Annotated in this window: 26 protein-coding genes and 1 pseudogene; 18 read left to right on the forward strand and 9 right to left on the reverse strand. The window is 71.2% G+C overall.

From position 1 onward, the window contains the following. Positions 1-9: 9 nt before the first annotated feature. Genes BGO15_RS01295 through BGO15_RS01325 form a run of 7 tightly spaced genes read left to right on the forward strand, consistent with a single transcriptional unit; the run spans position 10 to position 7942 of the window. Positions 10-174, forward strand: a complete 165-nt coding sequence (locus tag BGO15_RS01295) for a hypothetical protein (protein WP_048808978.1) — start codon at positions 10-12, stop codon at positions 172-174. Next, positions 171-260: a potassium-transporting ATPase subunit F gene (locus BGO15_RS01300; protein ID WP_045247975.1), complete on the forward strand. Its 90-nt coding sequence runs from the start codon at positions 171-173 to the stop codon at positions 258-260. The genes BGO15_RS01295 and BGO15_RS01300 overlap by 4 nt, the downstream gene beginning before the upstream one ends. Then, a complete protein-coding gene (kdpA, locus tag BGO15_RS01305; protein WP_056519668.1) occupies positions 260-1942 on the forward strand; it encodes a potassium-transporting ATPase subunit KdpA in 1683 nt (560 codons plus the stop codon). Before BGO15_RS01300 ends, kdpA begins: the two co-directional genes overlap by 1 nt. Positions 1943-1944: 2 nt before the next feature. Continuing rightward, on the forward strand, positions 1945-4071 hold the full coding sequence (gene kdpB / locus BGO15_RS01310) for a potassium-transporting ATPase subunit KdpB (protein ID WP_056519664.1): 2127 nt from the start codon (positions 1945-1947) through the stop codon (positions 4069-4071). A 19-nt stretch (positions 4072-4090) separates the two neighbouring features. Next, positions 4091-4705, forward strand: coding sequence for a K(+)-transporting ATPase subunit C (kdpC, locus tag BGO15_RS01315; protein ID WP_056206218.1), 615 nt, complete (start codon positions 4091-4093; stop codon positions 4703-4705). Positions 4706-4730: 25 nt separating this feature from the next. Next, complete coding sequence (locus BGO15_RS01320; protein ID WP_045247971.1) at positions 4731-7268, forward strand: ATP-binding protein; 2538 nt, start codon at positions 4731-4733, stop codon at positions 7266-7268. Next, positions 7265-7942, forward strand: a complete 678-nt coding sequence (locus tag BGO15_RS01325; RefSeq protein ID WP_056206216.1) for a response regulator — start codon at positions 7265-7267, stop codon at positions 7940-7942. Before BGO15_RS01320 ends, BGO15_RS01325 begins: the two co-directional genes overlap by 4 nt. A 24-nt stretch (positions 7943-7966) precedes the next feature. On the opposite strand, the gene BGO15_RS01330 is transcribed toward BGO15_RS01325, so the two are convergent. From BGO15_RS01330 to BGO15_RS14775, 5 genes and pseudogenes are all read right to left on the reverse strand, one after another. Beyond that, positions 7967-8944 carry an SRPBCC family protein gene (locus tag BGO15_RS01330; RefSeq protein WP_056206214.1) on the reverse strand — a complete coding sequence of 326 codons (978 nt, stop codon included), beginning with the start codon at positions 8942-8944 and terminating at the stop codon, positions 7967-7969. Positions 8945-8997: 53 nt separating this feature from the next. Continuing rightward, positions 8998-9345 carry an ArsR/SmtB family transcription factor gene (locus BGO15_RS01335; RefSeq protein ID WP_056206212.1) on the reverse strand — a complete coding sequence of 116 codons (348 nt, stop codon included), beginning with the start codon at positions 9343-9345 and terminating at the stop codon, positions 8998-9000. Positions 9346-9389: 44 nt separating this feature from the next. Continuing rightward, positions 9390-9974 carry a hypothetical protein gene (locus BGO15_RS01340; RefSeq protein ID WP_056206211.1) on the reverse strand — a complete coding sequence of 195 codons (585 nt, stop codon included), beginning with the start codon at positions 9972-9974 and terminating at the stop codon, positions 9390-9392. Positions 9975-10112: 138 nt separating this feature from the next. Then, positions 10113-10565, reverse strand: a complete 453-nt coding sequence (locus BGO15_RS01345) for a hypothetical protein (RefSeq protein ID WP_286746750.1) — start codon at positions 10563-10565, stop codon at positions 10113-10115. A 130-nt stretch (positions 10566-10695) separates the two neighbouring features. Next, positions 10696-11196: pseudogene (locus BGO15_RS14775) on the reverse strand (RNA polymerase sigma factor); the annotation flags it as partial. A gap of 179 nt (positions 11197-11375) precedes the next feature. On the opposite strand from BGO15_RS14775, the gene BGO15_RS01355 reads away from it, so the two are divergent. Further along, positions 11376-11912: a hypothetical protein gene (locus BGO15_RS01355; protein ID WP_162237863.1), complete on the forward strand. Its 537-nt coding sequence runs from the start codon at positions 11376-11378 to the stop codon at positions 11910-11912. A gap of 86 nt (positions 11913-11998) precedes the next feature. On the opposite strand, the gene BGO15_RS01360 is transcribed toward BGO15_RS01355, so the two are convergent. Next, positions 11999-12460 carry a hypothetical protein gene (locus BGO15_RS01360; RefSeq protein WP_056206202.1) on the reverse strand — a complete coding sequence of 154 codons (462 nt, stop codon included), beginning with the start codon at positions 12458-12460 and terminating at the stop codon, positions 11999-12001. Between the two features lie 163 nt (positions 12461-12623). Here BGO15_RS01360 and purL point away from each other — a divergent pair, with 163 nt between their 5' ends. The 7 genes from purL (at position 12624) to BGO15_RS01395 (ending at position 18545) form a co-directional block, all read left to right on the forward strand. After that, positions 12624-14969, forward strand: a complete 2346-nt coding sequence (gene purL / locus BGO15_RS01365; protein ID WP_045247963.1) for a phosphoribosylformylglycinamidine synthase subunit PurL — start codon at positions 12624-12626, stop codon at positions 14967-14969. Next, a complete protein-coding gene (locus tag BGO15_RS01370) occupies positions 14966-15097 on the forward strand; it encodes a hypothetical protein (protein ID WP_048808975.1) in 132 nt (43 codons plus the stop codon). The genes purL and BGO15_RS01370 overlap by 4 nt, the downstream gene beginning before the upstream one ends. A gap of 37 nt (positions 15098-15134) precedes the next feature. Continuing rightward, positions 15135-15893 carry a hypothetical protein gene (locus BGO15_RS01375; protein WP_056519659.1) on the forward strand — a complete coding sequence of 253 codons (759 nt, stop codon included), beginning with the start codon at positions 15135-15137 and terminating at the stop codon, positions 15891-15893. A 64-nt stretch (positions 15894-15957) separates the two neighbouring features. Further along, positions 15958-16716, forward strand: coding sequence for a GNAT family N-acetyltransferase (locus tag BGO15_RS01380; RefSeq protein ID WP_082482958.1), 759 nt, complete (start codon positions 15958-15960; stop codon positions 16714-16716). Between the two features lie 138 nt (positions 16717-16854). Further along, on the forward strand, positions 16855-17244 hold the full coding sequence (locus BGO15_RS01385) for an SHOCT domain-containing protein (RefSeq protein ID WP_045247961.1): 390 nt from the start codon (positions 16855-16857) through the stop codon (positions 17242-17244). A gap of 3 nt (positions 17245-17247) precedes the next feature. Continuing rightward, positions 17248-18276, forward strand: a complete 1029-nt coding sequence (locus BGO15_RS01390; RefSeq protein WP_056206198.1) for a hypothetical protein — start codon at positions 17248-17250, stop codon at positions 18274-18276. 50 nt (positions 18277-18326) lie between these two features. Next, a complete protein-coding gene (locus tag BGO15_RS01395; RefSeq protein WP_045247960.1) occupies positions 18327-18545 on the forward strand; it encodes a hypothetical protein in 219 nt (72 codons plus the stop codon). A gap of 19 nt (positions 18546-18564) precedes the next feature. Here BGO15_RS01395 and BGO15_RS01400 read toward each other — a convergent pair whose 3' ends face one another. Both BGO15_RS01400 and BGO15_RS01405 read right to left on the reverse strand, forming a co-directional pair. Then, a complete protein-coding gene (locus BGO15_RS01400) occupies positions 18565-19935 on the reverse strand; it encodes a coiled-coil domain-containing protein (protein ID WP_056519656.1) in 1371 nt (456 codons plus the stop codon). A gap of 159 nt (positions 19936-20094) precedes the next feature. After that, the gene (locus BGO15_RS01405; RefSeq protein WP_045247959.1) at positions 20095-20394 is read right to left on the reverse strand and encodes a chorismate mutase; all 300 of its coding nucleotides are present in this window, start codon (positions 20392-20394) and stop codon (positions 20095-20097) included. A gap of 82 nt (positions 20395-20476) precedes the next feature. Between BGO15_RS01405 and BGO15_RS01410 the strand changes: the two genes are divergently transcribed. Continuing rightward, the gene (locus BGO15_RS01410; RefSeq protein ID WP_056519653.1) at positions 20477-21631 is read left to right on the forward strand and encodes an AI-2E family transporter; all 1155 of its coding nucleotides are present in this window, start codon (positions 20477-20479) and stop codon (positions 21629-21631) included. A gap of 42 nt (positions 21632-21673) precedes the next feature. Here the strand turns inward: BGO15_RS01410 and BGO15_RS01415 are convergent, their stop codons facing one another. After that, positions 21674-22183 (reverse strand): MarR family winged helix-turn-helix transcriptional regulator, encoded by a 510-nt coding sequence (locus tag BGO15_RS01415; protein ID WP_045247957.1) that lies wholly within the window; start codon positions 22181-22183, stop codon positions 21674-21676. A gap of 106 nt (positions 22184-22289) precedes the next feature. On the opposite strand from BGO15_RS01415, the gene BGO15_RS01420 reads away from it, so the two are divergent. Next, on the forward strand, positions 22290-22868 hold the full coding sequence (locus tag BGO15_RS01420) for an NADPH-dependent F420 reductase (RefSeq protein WP_056206192.1): 579 nt from the start codon (positions 22290-22292) through the stop codon (positions 22866-22868). 64 nt (positions 22869-22932) lie between these two features. Continuing rightward, complete coding sequence (locus BGO15_RS01425; RefSeq protein WP_056519652.1) at positions 22933-23571, forward strand: alpha/beta hydrolase; 639 nt, start codon at positions 22933-22935, stop codon at positions 23569-23571. Positions 23572-23597: the final 26 nt, after the last annotated feature.

Raw genomic sequence — 23597 nt, forward strand, 5'->3', positions numbered from 1 at the left:
CCGTCCGGGGTGCTCCGGGCAGTGTTCGATCGGGTGTCGTGCCCCCACCGGGCACCCGCGTCCTCGCGGATCCGCACCTCTGGAGTCCTCGTGCTCGATCTCATCTGCATCCTCGGCATCGTCGCGCTCTTCGCGATCGTCGCCCTCGTCGCCAAGGGGGTGGAGAAGCTGTGATCGTCTTCTCGATCGTCGCGGCCGTGCTCGCCCTCGCCGCGATCGCCTACCTCGTCGTCGCCCTCGTCGCCCCCGAGAAGTTCTGATGGATGCCGCGACCATCTGGGCCGGCATCGCACAGGCCGCGACGCTCATCCTCGTCCTCGTCGTGCTGTACCGCCCCCTCGGCGACTACATGGCGTGGATCTTCACCGCCCGCAAGAACCTCGTCGTGGAACGCGGCATCTACCGCGTCATCGGGGTGGATGCGGCATCCGAGCAGACCTGGCAGGCCTACCTGCGCGGGGTGCTGCTGTTCTCGTTCGTCGGCGTGATCTTCGTCTACGCCCTGGAGCGCCTGCAGCAGTGGCTGCCGTACTCGCTGGGGCTTCCCGCGGTTCCCGAGGGTCTCGCCTTCAACACCGCGATCTCGTTTGTCACCAACACCAACTGGCAGTCGTACTCGCCCGAGCAGACGATGGGCTACACGGTGCAGTTCGCCGGCCTCGCGGTGCAGAACTTCGTGTCGGCCGCGGTCGGCATCGCGATCGCCGTGGCCCTGGTGCGCGGGTTCGCGCGCCGCCGGGCCACCACGATCGGCAACTTCTGGGTCGACATCGTGCGCGTCATCTGGCGGCTGCTGCTGCCGGTCTCGATCATCGCCGCGGTCGCGCTGATCGTCGCGGGCGTCGTCCAGAACGTGTCGTCGTGGACCGATGTCACCACCGTCACCGGGCAGACGCAGTCGATCCCGGGCGGCACCGTTGCCTCGCAGGAGGCCATCAAGGAGCTCGGCACGAACGGCGGCGGGTTCTTCAACGCGAACTCCGCCCACCCGTTCGAGAACCCCACGCCGTGGACCAACCTCCTCGAGATGGTGCTGATGCTCGCGATCCCGTTCGCGCTGCCGCGCACGTTCGGTCGCATGGTCGGCGACAACCGCCAGGGCTACGCGATCGTCTCGGTCATGGGCACACTGTTCCTCGCGTCGATCGTCGCGGTGAGCTGGCTGGAGGCGTCGGGCCTCGGCGCGGCGGCACAGGCCGCGGGCGGGGCGATGGAGGGCAAGGAGCAGCGGTTCGGCATCCTCGGATCGGCCCTGTTCTCCTCGACCACCACCCTCACCTCGACGGGCGCGGTCAACTCGATGCACGACTCGTTCACGCCGCTCGGCGGCATGATCCCGATGATCGACATGATGCTCGGCGAGGTCGCCCCCGGCGGCACCGGCTCGGGTCTCTACGGCATGCTCATCCTCGCGATCATCGCCGTCTTCGTGGGCGGTCTGCTCATCGGGCGCACACCCGAGTACCTCGGCAAGAAGATCGGCCCCCGCGAGATCAAGCTCGCGAGCCTCTACCTGCTCGCCACCCCGACCCTCGTGCTGCTGGGCGTGGGCGCGAGCTTCGCGATCCCGCCGATCCGCGACGAGATCGAGAACGTGTCGATGCTGAACCCCGGCGTGCACGGCTTCAGCGAGGTGCTCTACGCGTTCACCTCGGCCGCGAACAACAACGGCTCCGCGTTCGCCGGACTGACAGCGAACACCGGATGGCTGAACGCTGCCCTCGCGGTCGCGATGCTGCTCGGCCGGTTCGTGCCGATCGTGCTCGTGCTCGCCCTCGCCGGATCCCTCGCCGCCCAGGGCACGCTCCCGACGACGGCCGGCACGCTGCCGACGCACCGCCCCCAGTTCGTGGGCCTGCTGATCGGCGTGTCGATCATCTTCACCGCTCTTACCTACTTCCCCGTGCTCGCGCTCGGGCCCCTGGCAGAAGGACTGTCCTGATCATGACCACCACCGCTCCGGTCGCCGAGAAGGCGACTCCCCGTTCGCGCGCGTTCAGCCGTGAACAGGTGCTGCAGGCACTTCCCGGCGCCCTGCGCAAACTCAACCCCGCCACCCAGTGGCACAGCCCCGTCATGCTGCTGGTCTGGGTGGGTGCCGCCCTCACGACGCTCATCGCGATCGCCGAGCCGTTCCTGCACCAGGACGGACCGGCCGTTCCCGCGGGATTCACCTGGGGCATCGCGATCTGGCTGTGGCTGACGGTCGTGTTCGCGAACCTGGCCGAGTCGGTCGCCGAGGGTCGCGGCAAGGCGCAGGCCGCGTCGCTGCGCAAGACCCGCACGACGACGTTGGCCCGCAAGGTGGTCGCCTACGATCCGGCGACGGATGCCGCGGCCACCGCGGCCGAGACCGTCGAGATCGCGTCGGCCGAGCTGCGGCTCGGCGACGTGGTCGTCGTGACCGCGGGTGAGCTCATCCCGGGTGACGGCGACATCGTCGACGGCATCGCGACGGTCGACGAGTCGGCGATCACGGGCGAGTCCGCACCGGTCGTGCGCGAGTCGGGCGGCGACCGCAGTGCGGTCACCGGCGGCACCCGCGTGCTCAGCGACCGCATCGTGGTGCGCATCACCGCGAAGCCGGGCGAGACCTTCGTCGACCGCATGATCGCGCTCGTCGAGGGCGCGGCTCGTCAGCGCACGCCCAACGAGATCGCGCTGTCGATCCTGCTGGCGAGCCTGTCGATCGTGTTCGTGATCGTGGTGCTGACGCTGCAGCCGATCGCGGCCGCCGTGGGCGCCCCGGTGGGCATCCCGGTGCTCGTCGCCCTGCTCGTGTGCCTCATCCCGACGACGATCGGCGCGCTGCTGAGCGCCATCGGCATCGCCGGCATGGATCGTCTCGTGCAGCGCAACGTGCTGGCGATGTCGGGCCGTGCGGTCGAGGCTGCCGGTGACGTGTCGACGCTGCTGCTCGACAAGACCGGCACCATCACGTACGGCAACCGTCGCGCGACCGAGTTCGTGCGCATGCCCGGCGTCGGCGACGAGGTGCTCGCGCAGACCGCGGCGCTCTCGTCGCTCGCCGATCCCACCCCCGAGGGCACCTCGGTCGTCGAGCTGGCGACGAGCCGCGGCATCCGTGCGGAGCTGCCGGCCGGCGCCGTGTTCGTGCCGTTCACCGCGCAGACGCGCATGTCGGGCGTCGATCTCCACGACGGCACCGCGGTGCGCAAGGGCGCCGGCTCCGCCGTCACGGCGTGGCTGACCGGCGCGGGCGTGGAGATCTCCGACCACACCCGCCAGACCCTCACTCGCATCACCGACCAGATCGCCGGATCGGGCGGCACCCCGCTCGTCGTCGCGACCCTGGATGCCGCGGGCACCGGCGCGATCCTCGGGGTCATCCAGCTGAAGGACGTGGTGAAGGACGGCCTGAAGGAGCGGTTCGCCGAGCTGCGGGCGATGGGCATCCGCACCGTCATGATCACGGGCGACAACCCGCTGACGGCGAAGGCGATCGCCGCGGAGGCGGGGGTCGACGACTTCCTCGCCGAGGCGACCCCGGAGGACAAGCTCGCGCTGATCAAGAAGGAGCAGGAGGGCGGGCGGCTCGTCGCGATGACCGGCGACGGCACGAACGACGCCCCCGCACTCGCGCAGGCCGATGTCGGCGTGGCGATGAACACGGGCACGTCGGCGGCGAAGGAGGCCGGCAACATGGTCGACCTCGACTCCGACCCGACGAAGCTGATCGATATCGTGCGCATCGGCAAGCAGCTGCTCATCACGCGCGGCGCACTGACCACCTTCTCGCTCGCGAACGACGTCGCCAAGTACTTCGCCATCATCCCGGCGATGTTCATGACGGTGTTCCCGGGCCTGGCGGCGCTGAACATCATGGGGCTGCACTCACCCGCCTCGGCGGTCACCAGCGCCATCATCTTCAACGCGCTGGTCATCATCGCCCTCGTGCCCCTCGCCCTGCGCGGGGTGGCGTACAAGCCGGCGAGCGCCGCGCGCATCCTCAACCGCAACCTGCTCGTCTACGGCATCGGCGGTGTCATCGCCCCGTTCATCGGCATCAAGCTGATCGACCTGGTCGTCGGCCTCATCCCCGGCTTCTGACCGAAGAAAAGAGACAGACATGTCCACGCTCTCGCGCACCTCGCTGCGCACCTTCGGCGTCGCCGTCCGTGCGATGCTCGTCTTCACGCTGATCCTCGGCATCGGCTACACCGCCGTGGTGACCGCGGTCGGCCAGCTGGTGTTCCCGTGGCAGGCGAACGGGTCGCTCGTCACCGACTCGTCGGGACAGACGGTCGGAAGCGCCCTGATCGGCCAGCAGTTCCTCGACACCGAGGGGAACCCCTCGCCGCGGTACTTCCAGCCGCGGCCGTCCGCGGCGGGCGCGGGCTACGACCCGACGGCCTCGGGCGGCTCCAACCTCGGCCCCACCAACCAGAAGCTCGTCGACGCGATCACCGGGCGCCGGGCGGCCGTCGCCGCGTTCGAGGGCGTCGACCCGTCGCTCGTTCCCGCCGACGCGATCACCGCGTCGGGCTCGGGTCTCGACTCCGACATCTCGGTGGCCTACGCCGACCTGCAGGTGACCCGGATCGCCCGCGAACGGGGGCTCAGCGAACAGGTCGTGCAGCAGCTGGTCGCGTCTAAGATCGAGCCGCGAGACCTCGGGTACCTCGGCGAGTCCCGGGTGAACGTGCTCGAGCTCAACCTGGCGCTCGACGCGCTCTCGCACTGAGACCTCGGGCGAAGGACGGACGACGATGCGACGGGGGCGACTGCGGGTCCTGCTCGGGGCCGCCCCCGGCGTGGGCAAGACCTACGCGATGCTCGAGGAGGGCCACCGGCTCTCCGCCGAGGGCGCCGATGTCGTCGTCGGCGTCGTCGAGACGCACGGGCGCGCGGCCACGGCCGCGCTGACCCGGGGTCTCGAGGTCGTTCCGCTGCGACGCGACCGGCACCGCGGGGTGAGCCTCGACGAGCTCGACGTCGAGGCGGTGATCACGCGGCATCCGTCGGTCGCCCTCATCGACGAGCTCGCCCACACGAACGCGCCCGGGTCGGCGCATGCGAAACGGTGGGAGGACGTCGAGCAGCTGCGGGACGCGGGCATCGACGTGATCACGACCGTCAACGTGCAGCACATCGCCTCGCTCAGCGACGTGATCGAGCAGATCACCGGCACCGTGCAGCGTGAGACGGTGCCCGATGCAGTGGTGCGGGGCGCCGACCAGATCGAGGTCGTCGACCTCGCCCCGCAGTCGTTGCGCGACCGGCTCTCCGCCGGTCTCGTCTACCCGGCGGAGCGGGTGGATGCCGCGCTGTCGAACTACTTCCGGCTGGGAAACCTGACGGCGCTGCGCGAGCTCGCGCTGCTGTGGCTCGCCGACGAGGTCGACTCCGCGCTCAAGCAGTACCGCGCCGAGCACGACATCGACGGCACCTGGACGACGCGTGAGCGCGTCGTGGTCGCGCTCACGGGCGGGCCGGAGGGCGAGACGCTCATCCGTCGCGGCGCCCGCATCGCGGCCCGTTCGGCGGGCGGTGAGCTGCTGGCGGTGCACGTGCTCAGCCAGGACGGCCTGCGGGGGGCGACGCCGGGGGCGCTCGCCACCCAGCGCGCACTCGTCGAGCAGCTCGGCGGCACCTATCACCAGCTCGTCGGCGACGACGTCGCGCACACCCTGGTGGAGTTCGCGCGCAGCGTGAACGCGAGCCAGCTCGTCATCGGCGTCAGCCGCCGCAGCCGCATGAGCGCGGCACTCACCGGGTCGGGCATCGGCGCGACGGTCATCCGCGATTCGGGCGACATCGACGTGCACATCGTCACCCACTCGGCGGCGGGCGGGAAGCTGCGCCTCCCCCGCGTGCGGGGCGGGGCGCTCAGCCGCGGGCGGCGCCTGCTCGGGTTCGCCGTCGCGCTCGTCGGCGGGCCGCTGCTGTCGTGGCTGCTGTTCTCGTTCCGCAGCGACGACTCGATCACCTCCGACGTGCTCGCCTACCAGCTGCTCGTCGTGATCGTCGCGCTCGTCGGCGGTATCTGGCCGGCACTGTTCGCCGCGGTGCTGTCGGGATTCACGCTCGACTACCTGTTCGTGCAGCCGCTGTTCACGATCACGATCGCCCATCCGCTGCACGCGCTCGCCCTCGGCCTCTACGTCGTCATCGCGATCCTGGTGAGCTACATCGTCGACCAGGCGGCCCGGCGTGCCCGGGTCGCCGAGCGCGCGACGGCGGAGGCGCGTCTGCTCGCCACCATCGCGGGCAGCGTGCTGCGCGGCGACAGTGCCGTCGAGGCGCTCGTCAGCCGCGCCCGTGAGGCGTTCGGGCTGCACGCGGTGCGGCTGGTCGGCGAGGGCGGCACAGTGCTGGCCGAGGATGTCGCCGACGGGCCGGCGCCCGCGAACGCCGCGTGCACGCGGCTCCCGGTCGGGGCGCGGGTGGGCGGCGCGCCGCGGGCCACGCTGGAGCTGACGGGCGACGAGCCGGATGGGGCATCCCGTCGGCTGCTCGATGTGATCGTCGCGCAGCTCGCCGCCGCGATCGACCATCTCGAACTGACCGCGGCCGCACGCGAGGCGGACGCCCTCGCCGAGACCGACCAGGTGCGCTCGGCGCTGCTGTCGGCCGTGAGCCACGACCTGCGCCGGCCTCTCGCGGCGGCGGTCGCGGCCGTCGGCGGGCTGCGGGCGGCCGATGTGCGGCTGAGCCCGACCGACCGCGCCGAGCTGCTCGAGACCGCGGACGAGAGCCTGCGCACCCTGTCGATGCTCGTGACCGACCTGCTCGATGTGAGCCGTGTGCAGGCGGGGGTGCTGGCGGTGTCGCTCGCGCCGGTCGATGCCGCCGGCGCCCTGCTGGCGGCGCTCGACGAGCTCGGCTACGGCCCCGACGAGGTCGAGGTGGCGCTCGACCCCGACCTGCCGCCTCTCGTCGCCGACCCGGTGCTGCTGCAGCGGGTGCTCGTGAACCTCCTCGCCAACGCGCGCCGCTTCGCGGCACCCGGAACCCATGTGGTGGTCACGACGAGCCGGCTGGGCGAGCTCGCGCAGATCCGGGTGATCGACCGCGGCCCCGGGGTGCCGGCCGACCGCCGCGACGACATCTTCGCGCCGTTCCAGCGGCAGGGCGACACCGACAACACGACCGGCCTCGGTCTCGGGCTCGCGATCTCCCGCGGGTTCACCGAGGGCATGGGCGGCACGCTCACCCCCGAGGACACCCCGGGCGGCGGGCTCACGATGGTCGTGGAGCTGCCGGTGCAGCCGGCCGCCGAGACGACGACGCAGGGGGCGCGATGAAGGTTCTGGTGGCCGATGACGACCCGCAGCTCGTGCGGGCGCTGCGCATCACGCTGTCGGCGCACGGCTACGAGGTGATCGCCGCGCCCGACGGGGCGGCGGCGGTGACGCTCGCCGCGCAGGCGCATCCCGACATCGTGCTGCTCGATCTCGGGATGCCGCGGCTCGACGGCGTGCAGGTGATCGAGGCGCTGCGCGGCTGGACGACCGCGCCGATCATCGTGGTCTCGGGACGCACGGGCTCGGCCGACAAGGTGGAGGCGCTCGACGCCGGCGCCGACGACTACGTCACGAAGCCGTTCCAGGTCGACGAGCTGCTGGCGCGGCTGCGCGCATTGGCGCGTCGGCGACCGGATGCCGCGGGCGAGCCGGTGGTGCGCTTCGCCGACGTGACGATCGACCTCGCCGCCAAGTCGGTGACGCGGGCGGGCGCGCGCGTGCATCTGACGCCGACCGAGTGGCGGATGCTGGAGTTCCTCGCCCGCAACCCCGACGCGCTGGTCACCCGGCAGACGCTCTTGAAGGAGATCTGGGCGAGCGAGCAGATCGCCGACACCGGGTATCTGCGCCTCTACATGTCGCAGCTGCGCAAGAAGCTCGAGGCCGACCCCGCCCACCCGGTGCACCTTCTCACCGAGCAGGGCATGGGCTACCGCCTGGTGCCGGGCGACTAGCGCCCGGCACCACGCGGCGCGCCGTCAGACGGCGGCGAGCGCGTCGAGCCGCTGGTAGCTGCGCTCCATGCCCTCGGTCATGCCGGTGCCGAGGATCATGTCGCGGGTCGCGGCATCCGGGTATTCGATAAGCAGCGTGAGAAGGGTGACGCCGTCCTCTTCGTAGAGAGTCAGGTCGTTGAGGGTCGACGGCCCGGGCATGCCGGTCATGCGCTCGGTGGTCACGACGCGGCGCGGGGCGTCGACGACGAGCGTGTCGCCCTCGAACCCGAACGCCTGGCCCTCGCCGCCCTCGACGGGCGCCCACGCGTAGCGGTAGGTGTCGCCCGCGGCGAGCCCGGGTTCGGCGATCGTCATCTCCCACCCGTCGGGGCCGAGCAGCCAGGTCTTGAGCAGCTCTGGCTCGTGGTGCGCGCGCCACACCAGCTCACGGGGGCCTTCGATGAGTCGGGTGATGCGCACGTGGGTGTCGTCGAGAACCTCGACCTGGGTGCCGGCGCCGAGGGCGTAGTCTCGCAGGTCGCGCAGCACCGCGTCGAGCTGGCTGATCGCCATGGTGAAGCCTTCGCGCATGCCCATCGCGAGCATCTGCTCGAGCGCCTCGACCGAGACGAAGTGGGAGACGCTGACCAGGCGTGCGCCGGTCGGGGTGGGCTCGACGGCGAACGTCGCCCGCATACCGGGCATGTCGGGCACGCTGTCGCCGTTCTCGTCGGCGAAGGTGTCGAGCACCTCGAAGCGGTGCGGGGCGTCGATGACGAGGAACTCCCACCGGGCGTGCGCGAGCTCTCCGCGCGGGCCGGTCATGTGGTAGCTCGCGATGCCGCCGACCGTGAAGTCGAAGCGGGTGAACGAGGCCGGCCATCCGGGCGGGCCCCAGAAGCGCTCGAGCTGGGCGGGTTCGGTGAACGCGCGCCAGAGCCGCTCGGGGGTGGCGGCGACGTCGGCGATGAGGGTGAGGGTGAGGGCCTCAGGGTCGACGGTGACGGAGGTGACGGGCATGGCGAGCTCCTCTTTTCGGGGCGGATGCCGCGGCGCGGCGTCCTTCGGGGGGATCAGGCGGGGGTGTCGTCTTCGGCGAGCAGAGCGTCGAGCCGGTCGATGCGCGAGCGCCAGACGCGCTCGTACTCGGCCAGCAGGCACCGTGCCCGCGCGATGGTGTCGGGATCGGCGCGCACGAGTCGCTCCCTCCCTTCCGCACGTTTGACGACGAGGTGGGCGGCCTCGAGCACGGCGACGTGCTTCTGCACGGCGGCGAAGCTCATGTCGTAGGCCGCGGCGAGCGCCGAGACGGTCTGCTCACCCGTGAGGGTGCGCTGCAGGATGTCGCGGCGCGTGGCGTCGGCGAGGGCCCGGAAGATGCGGTCCACGTCGGCGTCGGCGAGTTCAGTAAATACAACCATTTGGTTGTAGGTTACGACGCGCGCCGAACAGCGTCAAGCCCCGATCACGCCCGCGCGCGATCGGCGGCGCGCTCCACACCGAGGAAGATCGCCACGAAGCCGAGGAGCAGCGGCACGCCGAGCCACACGACTCCCGAGACGACGCCGACCACGGTCATCCACGCCTCGGTCAGCGGCGCGGGCATCACCCACACCACCGCCTGCATCACGGCGAACGCCACGGCGCCCCCGAGCGGAACCCAGCGCCACGGGCGCGGGACGACATCGACCCGGGCGATCTCGACCGCGGCGACGATCGCGGCACCCAGCATGAGCACCAGCAGCGCGAGACTGTAGAGCGCGATCTCCGCGCCGCCGGCCACGGTCAGTGCCTCGTTCGCCGGAGTCGGGTCGATGTACCCCTGCACGAGCACCAGCGCGCTGAGTGCGAGCAGGGCGACCGTGCCGAGCGGGCGCCGGCCGGTGACGCTCGCCGCCCGGGTGAAGCCCACCGCGAAGAGCGCGTACGCCGCCGCCGTGAGCGCGGGCGCGATCGGCGGGGTGCCACCACGCGGAATCGCCGTCTGCGAGGTCCAGAGCGCACCGATCACCAGCAGCGCCCCGGCAACGACCCACGATCGAGCGGTCATCGTCGACTCCCTCATAGCAACATCACAGCACGTGGTCCGATGGCGCACAACGGATGCCGCGGCATCCGTTCACGACGGCGGTAGCACCCGACGCGCCCCCAAGAACCATCGCGTCGGGTACTCCGCCCCACCCCCGGGCTACCGCCCGGGGGCTGTGAGTCCGAGCGCGACGCAGAACGACGCATCGTCCTTGCCGGCCGCGTTCGGAAGTACGGCGATCCGTCGGTCCGACAGCACGCAGGCCGTCGGGTTGGGCACGTACGGCCCCGCCGGCGCGTCCTCGCCCGTGCGCACGGCCGTATAGCTCGCCTCGCACACGGCGAGAGCGGTCGCGACACGGTCGGCCATCGACAGTTCGGTGTTCTTGTCACGGTCGGTCTCGACCGACGTGGACGTGCTGTGGTTCGACGTCAGATCGGTGCTCGTGTAGCAGTCGAACGTCACGTTGCGGTCGTCGACCGAGGCGAACAGGGCCGCGACGCCCGCCGTCGAGGCGGCGAGCACGAGGGCCGTCGCACCCGCGACCCACCAGAATCGGCGGCGGCGACGCGTGCGACGCACGGCGATGGTCGTGAGCACCTCGCGACGCATGCGCGCGATCTGCTCGTCGGTCGGGGGAAGCTGAAGAGCATGATGTCGACCCCTCCTCTTCGCCGGGCGTGAGCGCCGCCCGCAGGCGCGCACGGATACGGGACAGCCGATTGCGGATGACGCCGTGGGACACGTCGAAGGCCTCGGCGGCCTGCGCGTAGCTGAACCCGTATTCGATGCACAGGTCGAACAGGCACTGGTCGTCGAACGAGAGGGCCGAGATCGCGGAGGCGATGGCGTCGGAGAGCAGGCGCCGCTCGATCTCTTCGGCGGGTCCGAGGGCGCGGGTGGCCACGGTGTCGTCGAGATCGGTCGATCGCTGCTGGTCCCGCACGCGCTTGCGGATGTGCGAGCGGGAGACGTTGCGGCACGTGACGAGCAGCCACGGCAGCGTGGAGCCGCCGACCAGGTGGATCGCCTGGGCCTTCTCGAACGCGACCACGAAGACGTCCTGGGTGACGTCCTCCGCGGCGTGGGGGTCGAGGCCGAGGCTCGCGGCGAACCGGTAGACGGTGGCGACATGACGGTCGTACAGCGCGCCGAACGCGCGGGAGTCGCCCGTGGAGACGGCCGCGAGCAGCGCGCGGTCGTCGGAGACATCGGTCTCCGTCGCGCTCAGCTCAGCCGTCATACCTGGTAATGCCCGTCGCCTCGGATTCGTCTCAGATTCTTCTGGACTTTTTTTCGCGGCTCCCGCACGACGGCCTCCGCACCAGGATGCCCGCTGCGCGCGGGTTTGACCCGGCAGGCGCCCGTGCGCCACGATCGGCTCGGGGAGCCCTCGCAAGGGCCGATCATCAGGGGGAGATGATGGGGGAACGTTTCGCGCGGCGTCATGTCGCAGAGCTGGTGGGTGTGCTGATCGGTGCCGCGCTCGTAGTCAGTTCGGCGACGCCGGCCCGGGCGGATGCCGGGGGCGGCGAGAACTGCGGCGTCTTCCTCGAGACCGGGCTCACGATCTGCGCCCCCGCGGGCGATGACCTCCACGCCGCAGTGACCGCGCAGACCGGCTACACGATCGTCGACGGCGACGAGACCGACGCGGGTCGTGCGACGACGGTCAGCTACCTGCTCGCGCGGCTCTACGACAACGCCGACTACGGCGGCGCGTACTACGAGGTGTGGGGATCATCTGGCTGCTCGTCGGCGGTCGGCGTGCGCGGCGTCGCCGACATCGGCGTCGGCTGGTACGGCAGGGTGAGCTCGTTCCAGGGCTTCTCGAGCTGCCGGGTCAAGGTGTGGCAGAACACGTCGTTCACCGGGTCGAGCGTCGGTTTCGCGTCATCGAGCAGCTACGTCGGCGCGGTCATGAACGACCAGACGCGTTCGGTGCAGGTCGTCTACTGAGCGGATGCCGCGGCATCCCGTTCGTCTGTCAGCGCTCTGTCGCCGCTGCTCGCACCGCCGCGCCCGCAGCACCGTCATGAGCAGGCTCACCGCGGACGGATGTCGCCGAGCCCGACGGCGCCCGGGCACGGCAGCGCGACGACATCGCCGACACCGAGGTCGGCGGGCAGCACCACGGTGCAGGCACCCAGCCGCCACCGGCGCTCCGCGGCGTGCGAGATGCGCCCGAGCAGTCGGGCCTCGGCCCAGCACGGCGCGAGCTCGTCGAGACGGGCGTCGAGGCGCAGCATCCCGTCGTCGCAACCGGTGACCGCCGCCACGAGCACGCTCGTCGACGCTGTCGCCGAGGGGACGCCGCCCGACAGCGGCACGATCGCGGGCGCCGTCGTCACGCACGGGGTGCCGCACAGCTCCGCGTAGCGCAGCACCGAGACGCCGGCGATCACGACGTCGCGCGTGGTCGCGTGGGTGCGGGCGGGCCAGGCGTCGCCCGCGAGGGGCGCCGGCAGAGAGTCGCGCAGGGTGGGCAACAGGGAGGTGAGTGTCATGACTCCGGTCTAGGGGCGACGGGATGCCGCATCCCCCGCCCCTCACGGATCCCATGCGCCCGCGCGCCCGATCCTCACGCGCGTCCGGCACGGGTGCGCCGGCGCGCGCCCCGGCTAGACTTGCCGCATCCCCGGCAGCCCTCGATTCTTGGAGACCAGCCGCGTGAGCACCCCCGCCGCTCCCCTCGGCAAGATCGCCGACACCGTCGCCGACGCCGAAGCCACCCCCGAGAAGGAGCAGCCGTACGCGGCGCTCGGTCTCAAGCCCGACGAGTATGCGCAGATCCGCGAGATCCTCGGCCGCCGTCCCACCAGCGGCGAGCTGGCGATGTACTCGGTCATGTGGAGCGAGCACTGCTCCTACAAGTCGAGCAAGATCTACCTGCGCCAGTTCGGCCAGAAGGTCAGCGACGAGATGCGCGAGCGCCTCATGGTCGGCATGGGCCAGAACGCGGGCGTCGTCGACATCGGCGAGGGCTGGGCGGTGACCTTCAAGGTCGAGTCGCACAACCACCCGAGCTACATCGAGCCGTTCCAGGGCGCCGCGACCGGCGTCGGCGGCATCGTGCGCGACATCATCTCGATGGGCGCGCGCCCGGTGGCCGTCATGGACCAGCTGCGCTTCGGTGCGATCGATCACCCCGACACTGCCCGCGTCGTGCACGGCGTCGTCAGCGGCATCTCGTTCTACGGCAACTGCCTGGGCCTGCCGAACATCGGCGGTGAGACCGTGTTCGACGCGGTCTACCAGGGCAACCCGCTCGTCAACGCGCTCGCCGTGGGCGTGCTGCGCCACGACGACCTGAAGCTCGCGAACGCGGTCGGCCCCGGCAACAAGGTCGTGCTGTTCGGCGCCCGCACCGGCGGCGATGGCATCGGCGGGGCATCCATCCTCGCGTCCGACACGTTCGCCGACGGCGGCCCCACCAAGCGCCCGGCCGTGCAGGTCGGCGACCCGTTCGCCGAGAAGGTGCTCATCGAGTGCTGCCTCGAGCTCTACCGCGACGAGCTGGTCGAGGCGATCCAGGACCTCGGCGCCGCCGGCATCTCGTGCGCCACGAGCGAGCTCGCCGCGAACGGCGGCTCGGGCATGCGCGTCGACCTCGAGAAGGTGCTGCTGCGCGACCCCTCGCTCACGCCCGAGGAGATCCTCATGAGCGAGAGCCAGGAGCGCATGATGGCGATCGTGCGCCCCGAGAAGCTCGACGAGTTCCTGGCTGTGACCGGCAAGTGGGACGTCGAGACGAGCGTGCTGGGCGAGGTCACCGGCGACGGTCGTCTCGAGATCTTCTGGCACGGCGAGAAGATCGTCGACGTCGACCCCTCGACGGTCGCGGTCGACGGTCCGGTCTACGAGCGTCCGGTGGCCTACCCGACGTGGATCGACGCCCTGCAGGACGATTCCGCCGCCGCCCTCGAGCGCAGCGCCGACGCCGACACCCTGCGTGCGCAGTTCACCGCGCTGGTCTCGAGCCCGAACCTCGCGGATGCCTCGTGGGTCACGAACCAGTACGACTACTACGTGCTCGGCAACACGGCCCTCTCGTTCCCCGATGACGCGGGCATGGTTCGCGTCGACGAGCAGTCGGGTCTCGGGTTCGCGATCGCGACCGACTGCAACGGCCGCTTCTGCCAGCTCGACCCCTACGAGGGCGCGAAGCTCGCCCTCGCCGAGGCCTACCGCAACGTCGCCGTCACCGGCGCCGTGCCCACGGCTGTCACCGACTGCCTCAACTTCGGCAGCCCCGAGAACCCCGAGGTCATGTGGCAGTTCTCACGGGCCGTCGAGGGCCTGTCGGACGGCTGCCTCGAGCTCGGCATCCCCGTCACCGGCGGCAACGTGAGCTTCTACAACCAGACCGGCGACACCCCGATCCACCCGACCCCCGTCGTCGGCGTGCTCGGCATCATCGACGACGTCGCGGCGCGCATCCCGTCGGGCTGGCAGGACGCCGGCGAGAACATCTACCTGCTGGGGGTCACCTCCACCGAGCTCAGCGGCTCGCAGTGGGCGCAGACGGTGCACGGACACCTCGGCGGCCGCCCGCCGAAGGTGGACCTCGCGGCCGAGAAGCGCCTCGCCGAGCTTCTGCGCGCAGCGGGCGACCAGGGTCTCGTCTCCAGCGCCCACGACCTGTCCGAGGGCGGGCTCGCGCAGAGCCTCACCGACGGCGTGCTGCGCTTCGGCGTCGGCGCGCGGGTGTGGCTGACGGAGATCATCGAGCGCGACGGGGTGGATGCGGCATCCGCCCTGTTCTCGGAGTCGACCGGCCGCGTGCTCGTGACCGTGCCCCGCGAGGAGGACGTCAAGTTCCGCGGGCTCTGCGAGGGGCGCGGCTACCCGGTGCTGCGCATCGGCGTGACCGACGCCCCCGCCGACGGCTCGGCCAGCGCCCTCGAGGTGCAGGGCCTGTTCACCCTGCCGGTGCCCGAGCTGCGGGCACTGTCGACCGGCACGCTGCCGGCCGCGTTCGGCGCGATCGTGACGGAGCCGGAGGTCGTGCGATGAGCGATTCACCCGATGACCTGGGCGAGCGCCCCTACACGACCCGCACGCGCATCGTCGCGTGGGTCGTGATCATCGCGCTCGTGCTCGTCGGCGGCGGCGCGACCGTCGTTTCGCTGCTGATCCACTGACCCGCGGGCCGCGCGCGGGCGCGGTTACGATGAGGGCGTGGACCAGTTCTGGGGTTTCGCCGCGCACTACTGGTGGTTGGCGTTCCCGTTGTTCGGGGTGGTCGCGGCGGCCGGCCGCGGCTGGGAGCGCAATGCCCGGCGGCGCCACGAACGACGCCTCGAGGTGCTGCGCACGAAGGGCGAGATCCGGGCGGCGCAGATCGCCGCCCGGAAGGATCCGAAGGCCGTCGGCTCGGCGCGTCCCGCGCAGAAGGATGCCGCGCTCTCCCCGCTCGCCCAGCTGTTCGCCGATCACGACGATGTGCGCCGGCGGTGGCTCGACTACGAGCTGGATGTCTCGAAGGCGATCGCGTACCCCGCGATGAGCGACGGTCGTCAGCCGCTCACGGCCGCGTTCCTGCGCGCCGGGAAGAAGGCCGACCGGCTGCGGCCCGCCGAAGGTCGCAAGGTGTCCGCGGACGAGCTGCGCGAGTACCGCGAGGCCGTCACCGACTACGAGGTCGCGTTCGATCTCGCCGAGCGCGATGCACGACGCCTGCGCGACTCCGGGTTCACCGAGGCAGAGCGCAAGCGCCTGCACACGGCGCAGCAGCTGTTGACGGTCGCCGTCGACGAGGCCGCGACGCCCGCCGAGCGCCAGCTCGCCTACCAGCGGGTGCGCGAGGAGCTCGACGGGCTCATCTCGCTCTCCGACGAGGCGCTCGACGTGCTCGAGAAGAAGGTCGCCCTCGAGATCACCGCGCCGAAGGCGACTCCGACGGCGCACGAGGCGACCTCCGGTCCCGACCGCGCGTGAGGCACGTTGCGGCGGGTGACAGTGCGGGTTGTAGGCCCGGGCGGGAGCTTCCGAGAATGAGCGCGTGAGCTCCCTTCCCCCGACCTCCTCCCCCGCCGCGGCGGCTCCGACGCCGCGGCTGTCCGCGCGTGACGTGCAGGTGCTCGACAACCCGGCATGGTTCTCCCTGGCCGGCCCGCACGCGCGATTCGCCCTCGGCGACGATCTCGCGCGACGCTATCCCGGCGACGTCGCGCCATTCGTCGCGGTGCGCGACTGGAACGACCCCGGGGTGTGGGATCGACTGCACCGCCTGGTCGGGCCGTCGGCCGAGATCGGCCTCAACGGCGCCCCCGACGCACTGCCGGACGGCTGGGAGGTGCTCGGCGGAGGGTCGGGCGTGCAGCTGGTCGAGACCGACGTCCTCTCGCCCCGCCCGGAGCCCGAAGCGGTGCTGCTCGGTGCCGACGACGTGCCCGAGATGCTCGCGATCGTCGAACGCAACCAGCCGGGACCCTTCCTCCCCCGCACCCACGAGCTCGGACGCTACATCGGCATCCGCCGCGACGGACGCCTCATCGCCATGGCCGGTGAGCGGCTGCACCCGTCCGGCTGGACCGAGATCAGCGCGGTGTCGGTCGATGCCGACCATCGTCGCCAGGGGCTCGCGTCACGGCTCGTGCTCGACGTCGCGTTCCACATCCAGCAGCGCGGCGACCGCGCGCTGCTGCACGCGGCGGCGACCAACGTGGGCGCGATCGCCGCCTACGAGAGGCTCGGCTTCGTCCTGCGCCGGCACACCACGTTCGCCGCAGTGCGCACACCGGCGGTCGACCCGTCCTGATCGCTCGCTCGACGTCGCCGTAGCAGTCGGGGGCCGCAGATCGAACCCCACGCCGGCACCCGGTTTCCGCCATACTGAAACCGGGTGCCGGGGGGCACCTGTTGATGCCGGTGCCCGCCGGCGAAAGGGGTAAGAATCATGGACTTCCTGTCGAACTTCGGGAGCCTCCTGTGGTGGTTCCTGTCGATCTTCGTGTTCGTCGCCTACCTGATGGCGCTGTTCTCGATCATCGGTGACCTGTTCCGCGACCACACGCTCAACGGCTGGTGGAAGGCGCTGTGGATCCTCTTCCTGATCTTCGTGCCGTTCCTGACCGCCCTCGTCTACCTGATCGCGCGCGGTCAGGGCATGGCCGAGCGCAGCCGCGCCCAGGCCACGAAGGCGCAGGAGGCGGCCGACGACTACATCCGCTCCGTGTCGGGAACGAGCGCGGCCGATGAGATCGCGAAGGCGAAGGCGCTGCTCGACGCCGGAACGATCACGGCAGCCGAGTACGAGTCGCTCAAGGCGCGCGCGCTCGCGGGCTGACCGATGACCGACGAACGACCGTCCCCGTCGCGCGCCCGCGCCTGGGGGCGGTCGTTCGCGTCGGGGCTGGTGCTCACGATCGCGCTCGTGCTCGCGCCGCTGTCGATCATCACGGGCTGGGCCCGGGTGCAGCTCGTCGACACCGACGCGTTCGTCGCCGCCTACGCCCCGCTCGCGCACGACCCCGCCGTGCAGCAGAGCGTCACCGACGCGACGATGACGGTCATCGCCCAGCACGTGGACTACACGGCGATCGCCGGCCAGGTCATCGACGGCATCACCTCGCTCGGCACCGGCCCTCTCGCAACCCAGGCGCTCGACGCCCTCAAGGGACCCGCCGCGCAGGGCCTCGAGTCGGTCGTGCGCACGAACGTCGCGGGATTCGTGGCATCCGACGCGTTCGCGACCGTCTTCTCGACCGCGTTGCGCACCACCCACGCCCAGCTGGTGAAGACGATGCAGGGCGACCCGAACGCGCTCGTCTCGGTCGCCTCCGACGGCACCATCGGGCTCGAGCTCGGCCCCGTCGTCGCCGCGGTCCGCCAGCACCTCATCGACTCGCAGGTGCCGTTCGCCGCGCAGATCCCGGCGGTGCAGCGCACCATCCCGATCGCCCAGGCCGATGCACTGCCGACCGCGCAGACCGGCTACGCGGTCGCGGTCGCCGTCGGCGCGTGGCTGCCGTTCGCCGCCGCGGTGCTCCTGGTCGCGGGCATCCTGCTGGCCCGCCGCCGCCACCGGGCGGCCGTCGTCGCCGGCCTCGCCCTCGCGCTCGGCACGCTGATCCTCATCATCGGGCGCGCGGTCGCGGCATCCATCGTCAGCGCCGCACTGGCTCCGCAGGGCATTTCGGATGCCGCCTCCGCGGCCCTGTTCTCGGTCGTCACCGACGGCATGGTCTCGGTCGCGGCATGGACGTGCGCGGGCGGCGTGCTCGGTGCGGTGGCGGTGTGGATCGCAGGCCCCTGGCGCCCGGCACGCGCGATCCGGGCGAAGGTGCGCACCTGGACCACGAGGACGTCCACGGCGTGAGCTGTGGATTCTCCCGGCACCGTCTCGGCGTCGCCGATTAGCGTCGAGAGGTGATCCTCCCCGACGGCGCCCGCCGCACGCTCATCGTCCTGTCGATCGCGACCTGTGCCGTCGGCGTCATGGTGATGATCGCCGCCGGCAGACTCGACCTGCTCGCCGACGACAGCGCGAGAGTGCACCGTATCGGGATGTGGATCGCGATCTCCGGCGTGGCGATCGGCCTGGTGGCCGCGGCATCCGATCTGGTGCGACGCCGACGTCGCGACTGACAGGGGCGTTGGCGCGCCGTCAGGACTCGATGTGCTCGCCCTCGACGGCTTCCTCCGTCGTCGAGGCCTCCTCGGTCGCCGACTCCGTCTCGGCCGCGAACTCCGGCTCCTCGGAGATCACACCGGTCTCGGGGCGGATGAGCTCGCGCACCTCGGCCATGAAGCTGGTGAGCTGCTGCTGCTGCCAGCGCAGCTGCCGCGTGCGGTCCTCGGCGTCGCGCAGCACCGTCGTGGTGTGTCCGATCACGCTGTCGACGATCTTCTGCGCCTTGAGCTTCGCCTTGTCGACGGTCTCGCGGGCGCGGAGCTGGCTGTCCGCCTCGATCTGCGACGCCTGGGCGCGCATGAGCTTCTCGTAGTCATCGGCCTTCGCCGAGATGCGCTGCGCGTGGTCGAGCGACGCGGCGACCTGCTCGTTGGCGTCGGAGGTGATGCGCTCAGCGTGGGCGACCGCCTGGTTGTGCAGCACGAGGAACTCCTGCTGGGCGTCGTCCTGACGGCGGGTGAGCGCCTCCTCGAACTCGAGCACGCGGGCGTTCATCTCGCGCACGTCGCGCTCGGCGTCGGCGCGCTGCTCGGTGGTCTCGCGGGTGACCATCGAGCGCAGCGCCGCAGCGCCCTTCTCGGCCTCGGTGCGGATGGCCGCGGCCTCCTGCTCGGCCTGCGTCACCTTCTCCGCGGCGTGCGCGGCCTCGCGCTCGATGCGGGCCTCGTGCGCGGTGTACTCGGTGTCGATCTTCAGGCGCACCTGGTCGGCGTCGTGCTGCGCCTGGGCGAGGATGCGGGCGGTGTCGGAGTCGAGCGTCGCACGACGCTCGGTGATCTCCTCACGGGCGGCGGCGAGCAGGCGCTCGGCCTGCTGCGCGGCGTTCTGGATGAGCAGGTTCGCCTGCTCCTCCGCGACGTGCAGCACCGCCTCGAACTGCTGCCGGCTCTGCGGCTCGTCGCCGTCGCGCTCGAGACCGCCCTCGGCGAACTCGGTGGTCAGCGCGGTCACCCGCGCCTCGGCATCGGCGGCGCGCGCCTCCGCAGCGGCGAGGTCGGCCTTGAGCTTCGCGGTGGCCTTCTCACGGTCGGCGTCGGCCTTGGCGCTCGCACCCTTCGCCTTCTCGGCCTCCGCCTTCACCTTGTCGGCGTCCGCCTTCGCCTTGTCGGCCTCTACGCGCTCCTCCGCGCGTGCCGCCTCGACGTCGGCGTCACGGCGCTCAGCGGCGGCGGCGAGATCAGCCGTCGCGCGCTGCAGCTTGCCCTGCAGGTCGGCGAGCGCGGTGTCGACCTCTTGTCGGTCGTATCCGCGGAACCCGACGGTGAAATAGGTGTGTTCGCCGCCGCTCTGGATGAGCTGGTCGAAGGATCCGTTGCTGCCCTGCTGCGCGGGGGTGTCGCTCATGATGCGGCGCCTTACTCGTCGAGGTCGGTCATGCGCTCCGCCGGCGAAGCGCTCCTGAGCGCGCGCGTGCGGAGCGCGACGTGCAGGATTCGCGTCCATCGTAGGGGGCGAGCCCGGGGGGATTCATCCCCCAGGCGATGGATCTTCCGAGAGGAACGCTCAGCGCGCGTCGGCGGCGGCGGTGTGGTGGCGGATGACCTCGGCCACCACGAAGTTGAACCACTTCTCGGCGAAGGCGGGGTCGAGGTCGGCGTCGGCGGCGAGCGCGCGCAGTCGGGCGATCTGCTGCTCCTCGCGTGCCGGGTCGGAGGCAGGCATGCCGTGCTCGGCCTTGAGATGGCCGACCTGAGTGGTGCTGCGGAACCGCTCGGCGAGCAGATAGATGAGGGCGGCGTCGATGTTGTCGATGCTGGCGCGCAGGCGGCTGAGCGCGACGCGCGGGTCGGTGGTGTCGGACAAGATGGCCTCCTCGCGCTCGACCCTAGCGCCTCCGCCTCGGCGCGATCCGCGCGGGGTGCGCCGCAGCCCTAGAGTGTGAGCCATGAGCGACGCTCCCGCAGAGGTGTCCGCCGAGGCATCCTCGTCCGCCACGACCGCATCGACGGATGCCGCGGCCTCCCGAAGGCCGAAGACGACCGCCGGGCGCGCCATGGCCGCGATCGGCAATCCGTTCGCGTTCGGCTTCTTCCTCACCCTCGGCGGTCTGGTCGCACTCGTCCTCGGGCTCGCGATCTCGAACCTGTCGACGGTGCTCATCTACATCGTGTTCGCCCTGTTCGCCGCCCTCGGGCTCGACCCGGTGGTGCGCGCGCTCGAGCGTCGGGGACTGGCCCGGGTGTGGGGCATCGTCATCGTCTTCGCCGGCTTCGCCGTCGTGCTCGCCGGCGTGCTGCTGCTGATCATCCCGACCGTGGTGACGCAGATCGCCGGCTTCGTCGCCAACGTGCCGAGCCTCATCCGCGACTTCCAGGCGTCGGACCTCTACGCCTGGCTGCAGGGGAACTTCGGCAGCAATGTCGGCGAGATCGTCAGCCAGGTGCAGGGGTTCCTGACGAACCCGGCGAACCTCACCGCGATCGGCGGCGGCGTGCTGCAGGTGACGGTGTCCGTCATCTCGACCATCTCGGGCATCATCATCGTGCTCGTGCTGACGCTCTACTTCATCGCCAGCCTGGATGTCATCAAGCAGGCCTTCTACCGCCTCGTTCCCGCCCACGGCCGGGAGAGCGTCGCCGACCTGACCGATCAGATCACGCAGTCGATCGGCGGGTACCTCATGGGGATGGTCATCCTCGCGTTCTTCAACTCGCTGTTCGCGGGGCTGCTCTACTTGTTCCTCGGACTCCCCTTCCCGCTGCTGATGGCGGTGATCGCGTTCTGCATCACCCTCATCCCGTTGGTCGGAACGGTGGCGTTCTGGGTGATCGGCTCGTCGCTCGCGCTGTTCGCGAGCCCGGTGGGCGCGCTCGTGTTCGCGGCCCTCTACCTCATCTACATGCAGGTCGAGGCGTACGTGCTGACGCCGCGCATCATGAACCGCGCGATCTCGATCCCCGGATCGCTCGTCGTCATCGGCGCCCTCGTCGGCGGCACATTGCTGGGTCTTCTCGGCGCGCTGGTGGCGATCCCGGTGACCGCATCGATCCTGCTGATCATCAAGAAGGTCATCATCCCGAGACAGGACGCGAAGGTCTGACCGGGCACGGGGATCCCCCGGCGCCCACGAGCGCGGTCGGACTCAGCGTGCCGGGTCGGCCGCGCAGGCGGGATCGCCCGCGGCGGTGACGGCCATCCGACGGTCGGGATCGACCCGGCCGAGAATCGCGAGTACGAGGCGCGAGAGGTCGTCGACGTCCGCGTCGTCCAGGTCGGCGAGGACGAACGAGCGCACCGCCTCCTCGTAGCGCGGTCGCGCATCCGCGAAGCGCTGCTCGCCCGCGCTCGTGAGCACCGCGTTGGTCGCCCGGCCGTCCTCGGCGCAGGGCGCCCGATCGACGAGGCCCTTGCGTTCGAGACCGGTCACGACGCGGGACAGTCGCGGCAGGGTGGCGTTCGTGCGCGACGCGAGCGCGGTCAGTCGTAACCGGCGGGCGGGCGCCTCGTGGAGGGCCTCGAGCAGCGTGTACTCGAACGAGGTGAGATCGCTCGCGGCCATCTGCTGGTCGAGCGTGCGCGGCAGCAGCTCGAGCAGTGCGTGCAGGCGCGCCACCGAGACGCGCTCCTCATATCGCAGTCCCTCGGCCGGCATGCGGCCATTCTAGCAGTTGGTTGCAATTACAAGTAAGTGGGCGTACGGTGACACTTGTATCTACAAGCAATGCCCCGTCGTCGCGGGGCACGAGGGAAGGAACCCCATGGCCCACGTCACGATCTTCGGCACCGGCAACATGGCGAACGCGATCGGCGGAGTCTTCGCCGAGGGCGGCAGCAGCGTAACCTACATCTCCGCCGAGGAGTCGGGCACCGCCCCGATCGTCGGCGACATCGTCGTGCTCGCCGTGCCTTACCCGGCCGTCGCGGGCATCCTCTCGGCGTACGGCGAGCAGCTCGCGGGCAAGACCGTCGTCGACATCACCAACCCGCTCAACTTCGAGACCTTCGACTCGCTCGTCGTGCCGGCCGGGTCCTCCGCTGCCGCTGAGATCCAGGCCGCGCTTCCGCAGAGCTCGGTGGTGAAGGCGTTCAACACCACCTTCGCCGCAACGCTCGTCGCGAAGACGGTCGGTGGAGCGCCCACCACCGTGCAGGTCGCCGGCGACTCCGCCGAGGCCAAGAGCGCGCTCATCGCGGCCATCGCCGCCGGGGGCGTGCAGGCGATCGACGCCGGCGCACTCTCCCGTGCACACGAGCTGGAGGCCCTCGGCTTCCTCCAGTTGACCCTCGCCGTCCGCGAGGTCATCTCGTGGACCGGCGGCTTCGCGGTCGTCCGCTGACCCGTCCGGGCGGGGGCCACGGCCCCCGCCCGCTCGACCTCGCTCCGCTCGAAAGGCTCCCCCCATGCTGATCCGTGAGACCGCGGCATCCGACCCTCTCGCCACCAGCGCTCCCGTCGTCGCCCTGCTGCTGCACGGCTACGGAGCGAGCGAGCGCGACCTCGCCGGCATCGGCGACCGCCTCACCGCGGGACTCCCGTGGGTGTCCCTGCGCGCCCCGCTGGCCCTACCCCAGGGCGGAGCCGCGTGGTTCCCTGTCACGGTGCCCGGCTCCCCCGACCCGCAGCCCGTCGTCGAGGCGACCGAGGCGATCTGGACCTGGGTCCAGGAGAACCTGCTGCCCGATGCCCGGATCGTGCCGATCGGCTTCTCGCAGGGCGGACTCATGGCGAGCCAGCTGCTGCGCACCCGCCCCGAACGGGTCGCCGCCACCGCGGTGCTGGGGGGTTTCGTGCTCGGCGCCGCACAGCCGGCGGACCCGCTGCTTCGCCGCATGAAGCCGGAGGCGTTCTGGGCGCGGGGTGACGCCGACCGCGTCATCGCGACCCCGGCCGTCGAACGCACCGAGGCCTGGCTCCCCTCGCACACGACCCTCACCGCTCGGGTCTATCCCGGGCTCGGCCACGCGATCGATCAGCGGGTGCTCGATGATCTCGCCGTGTTCCTCGCGGCCGCCGTGCCGCTCGGAGCGTCGACGATCTGACACCGCTCATGCGCACGCTGCCCCGC

This window comes from Microbacterium sp. 71-23 (assembly GCF_001897265.1).
Classification (GTDB): Bacteria; Actinomycetota; Actinomycetes; order Actinomycetales; family Microbacteriaceae; genus Microbacterium; species Microbacterium ginsengisoli.

Coding starts and splice junctions, on each gene's coding strand:
- BGO15_RS01355 (WP_162237863.1), top strand. CDS start 11,376: ATGGGGGAACGTTTCGCGCGGCGTCATGTCGCAGAGCTGGTGGGTGTG.
- BGO15_RS01360 (WP_056206202.1), bottom strand. CDS start 12,460: ATGACACTCACCTCCCTGTTGCCCACCCTGCGCGACTCTCTGCCGGCG.
- BGO15_RS01415 (WP_045247957.1), bottom strand. CDS start 22,183: ATGCCGGCCGAGGGACTGCGATATGAGGAGCGCGTCTCGGTGGCGCGC.
- BGO15_RS01370 (WP_048808975.1), top strand. CDS start 14,966: ATGAGCGATTCACCCGATGACCTGGGCGAGCGCCCCTACACGACCCGC.
- BGO15_RS01325 (WP_056206216.1), top strand. CDS start 7,265: ATGAAGGTTCTGGTGGCCGATGACGACCCGCAGCTCGTGCGGGCGCTG.
- BGO15_RS01400 (WP_056519656.1), bottom strand. CDS start 19,935: ATGAGCGACACCCCCGCGCAGCAGGGCAGCAACGGATCCTTCGACCAG.
- BGO15_RS01420 (WP_056206192.1), top strand. CDS start 22,290: ATGGCCCACGTCACGATCTTCGGCACCGGCAACATGGCGAACGCGATC.
- kdpB (WP_056519664.1), top strand. CDS start 1,945: ATGACCACCACCGCTCCGGTCGCCGAGAAGGCGACTCCCCGTTCGCGC.
- BGO15_RS01335 (WP_056206212.1), bottom strand. CDS start 9,345: ATGGTTGTATTTACTGAACTCGCCGACGCCGACGTGGACCGCATCTTC.
- BGO15_RS01385 (WP_045247961.1), top strand. CDS start 16,855: ATGGACTTCCTGTCGAACTTCGGGAGCCTCCTGTGGTGGTTCCTGTCG.
- BGO15_RS01345 (WP_286746750.1), bottom strand. CDS start 10,565: ATGCGTCGCGAGGTGCTCACGACCATCGCCGTGCGTCGCACGCGTCGC.
- BGO15_RS01390 (WP_056206198.1), top strand. CDS start 17,248: ATGACCGACGAACGACCGTCCCCGTCGCGCGCCCGCGCCTGGGGGCGG.
- BGO15_RS01410 (WP_056519653.1), top strand. CDS start 20,477: ATGAGCGACGCTCCCGCAGAGGTGTCCGCCGAGGCATCCTCGTCCGCC.
- kdpA (WP_056519668.1), top strand. CDS start 260: ATGGATGCCGCGACCATCTGGGCCGGCATCGCACAGGCCGCGACGCTC.
- BGO15_RS01320 (WP_045247971.1), top strand. CDS start 4,731: ATGCGACGGGGGCGACTGCGGGTCCTGCTCGGGGCCGCCCCCGGCGTG.
- BGO15_RS01340 (WP_056206211.1), bottom strand. CDS start 9,974: ATGACCGCTCGATCGTGGGTCGTTGCCGGGGCGCTGCTGGTGATCGGT.
- kdpC (WP_056206218.1), top strand. CDS start 4,091: ATGTCCACGCTCTCGCGCACCTCGCTGCGCACCTTCGGCGTCGCCGTC.
- BGO15_RS01425 (WP_056519652.1), top strand. CDS start 22,933: ATGCTGATCCGTGAGACCGCGGCATCCGACCCTCTCGCCACCAGCGCT.
- BGO15_RS01330 (WP_056206214.1), bottom strand. CDS start 8,944: ATGCCCGTCACCTCCGTCACCGTCGACCCTGAGGCCCTCACCCTCACC.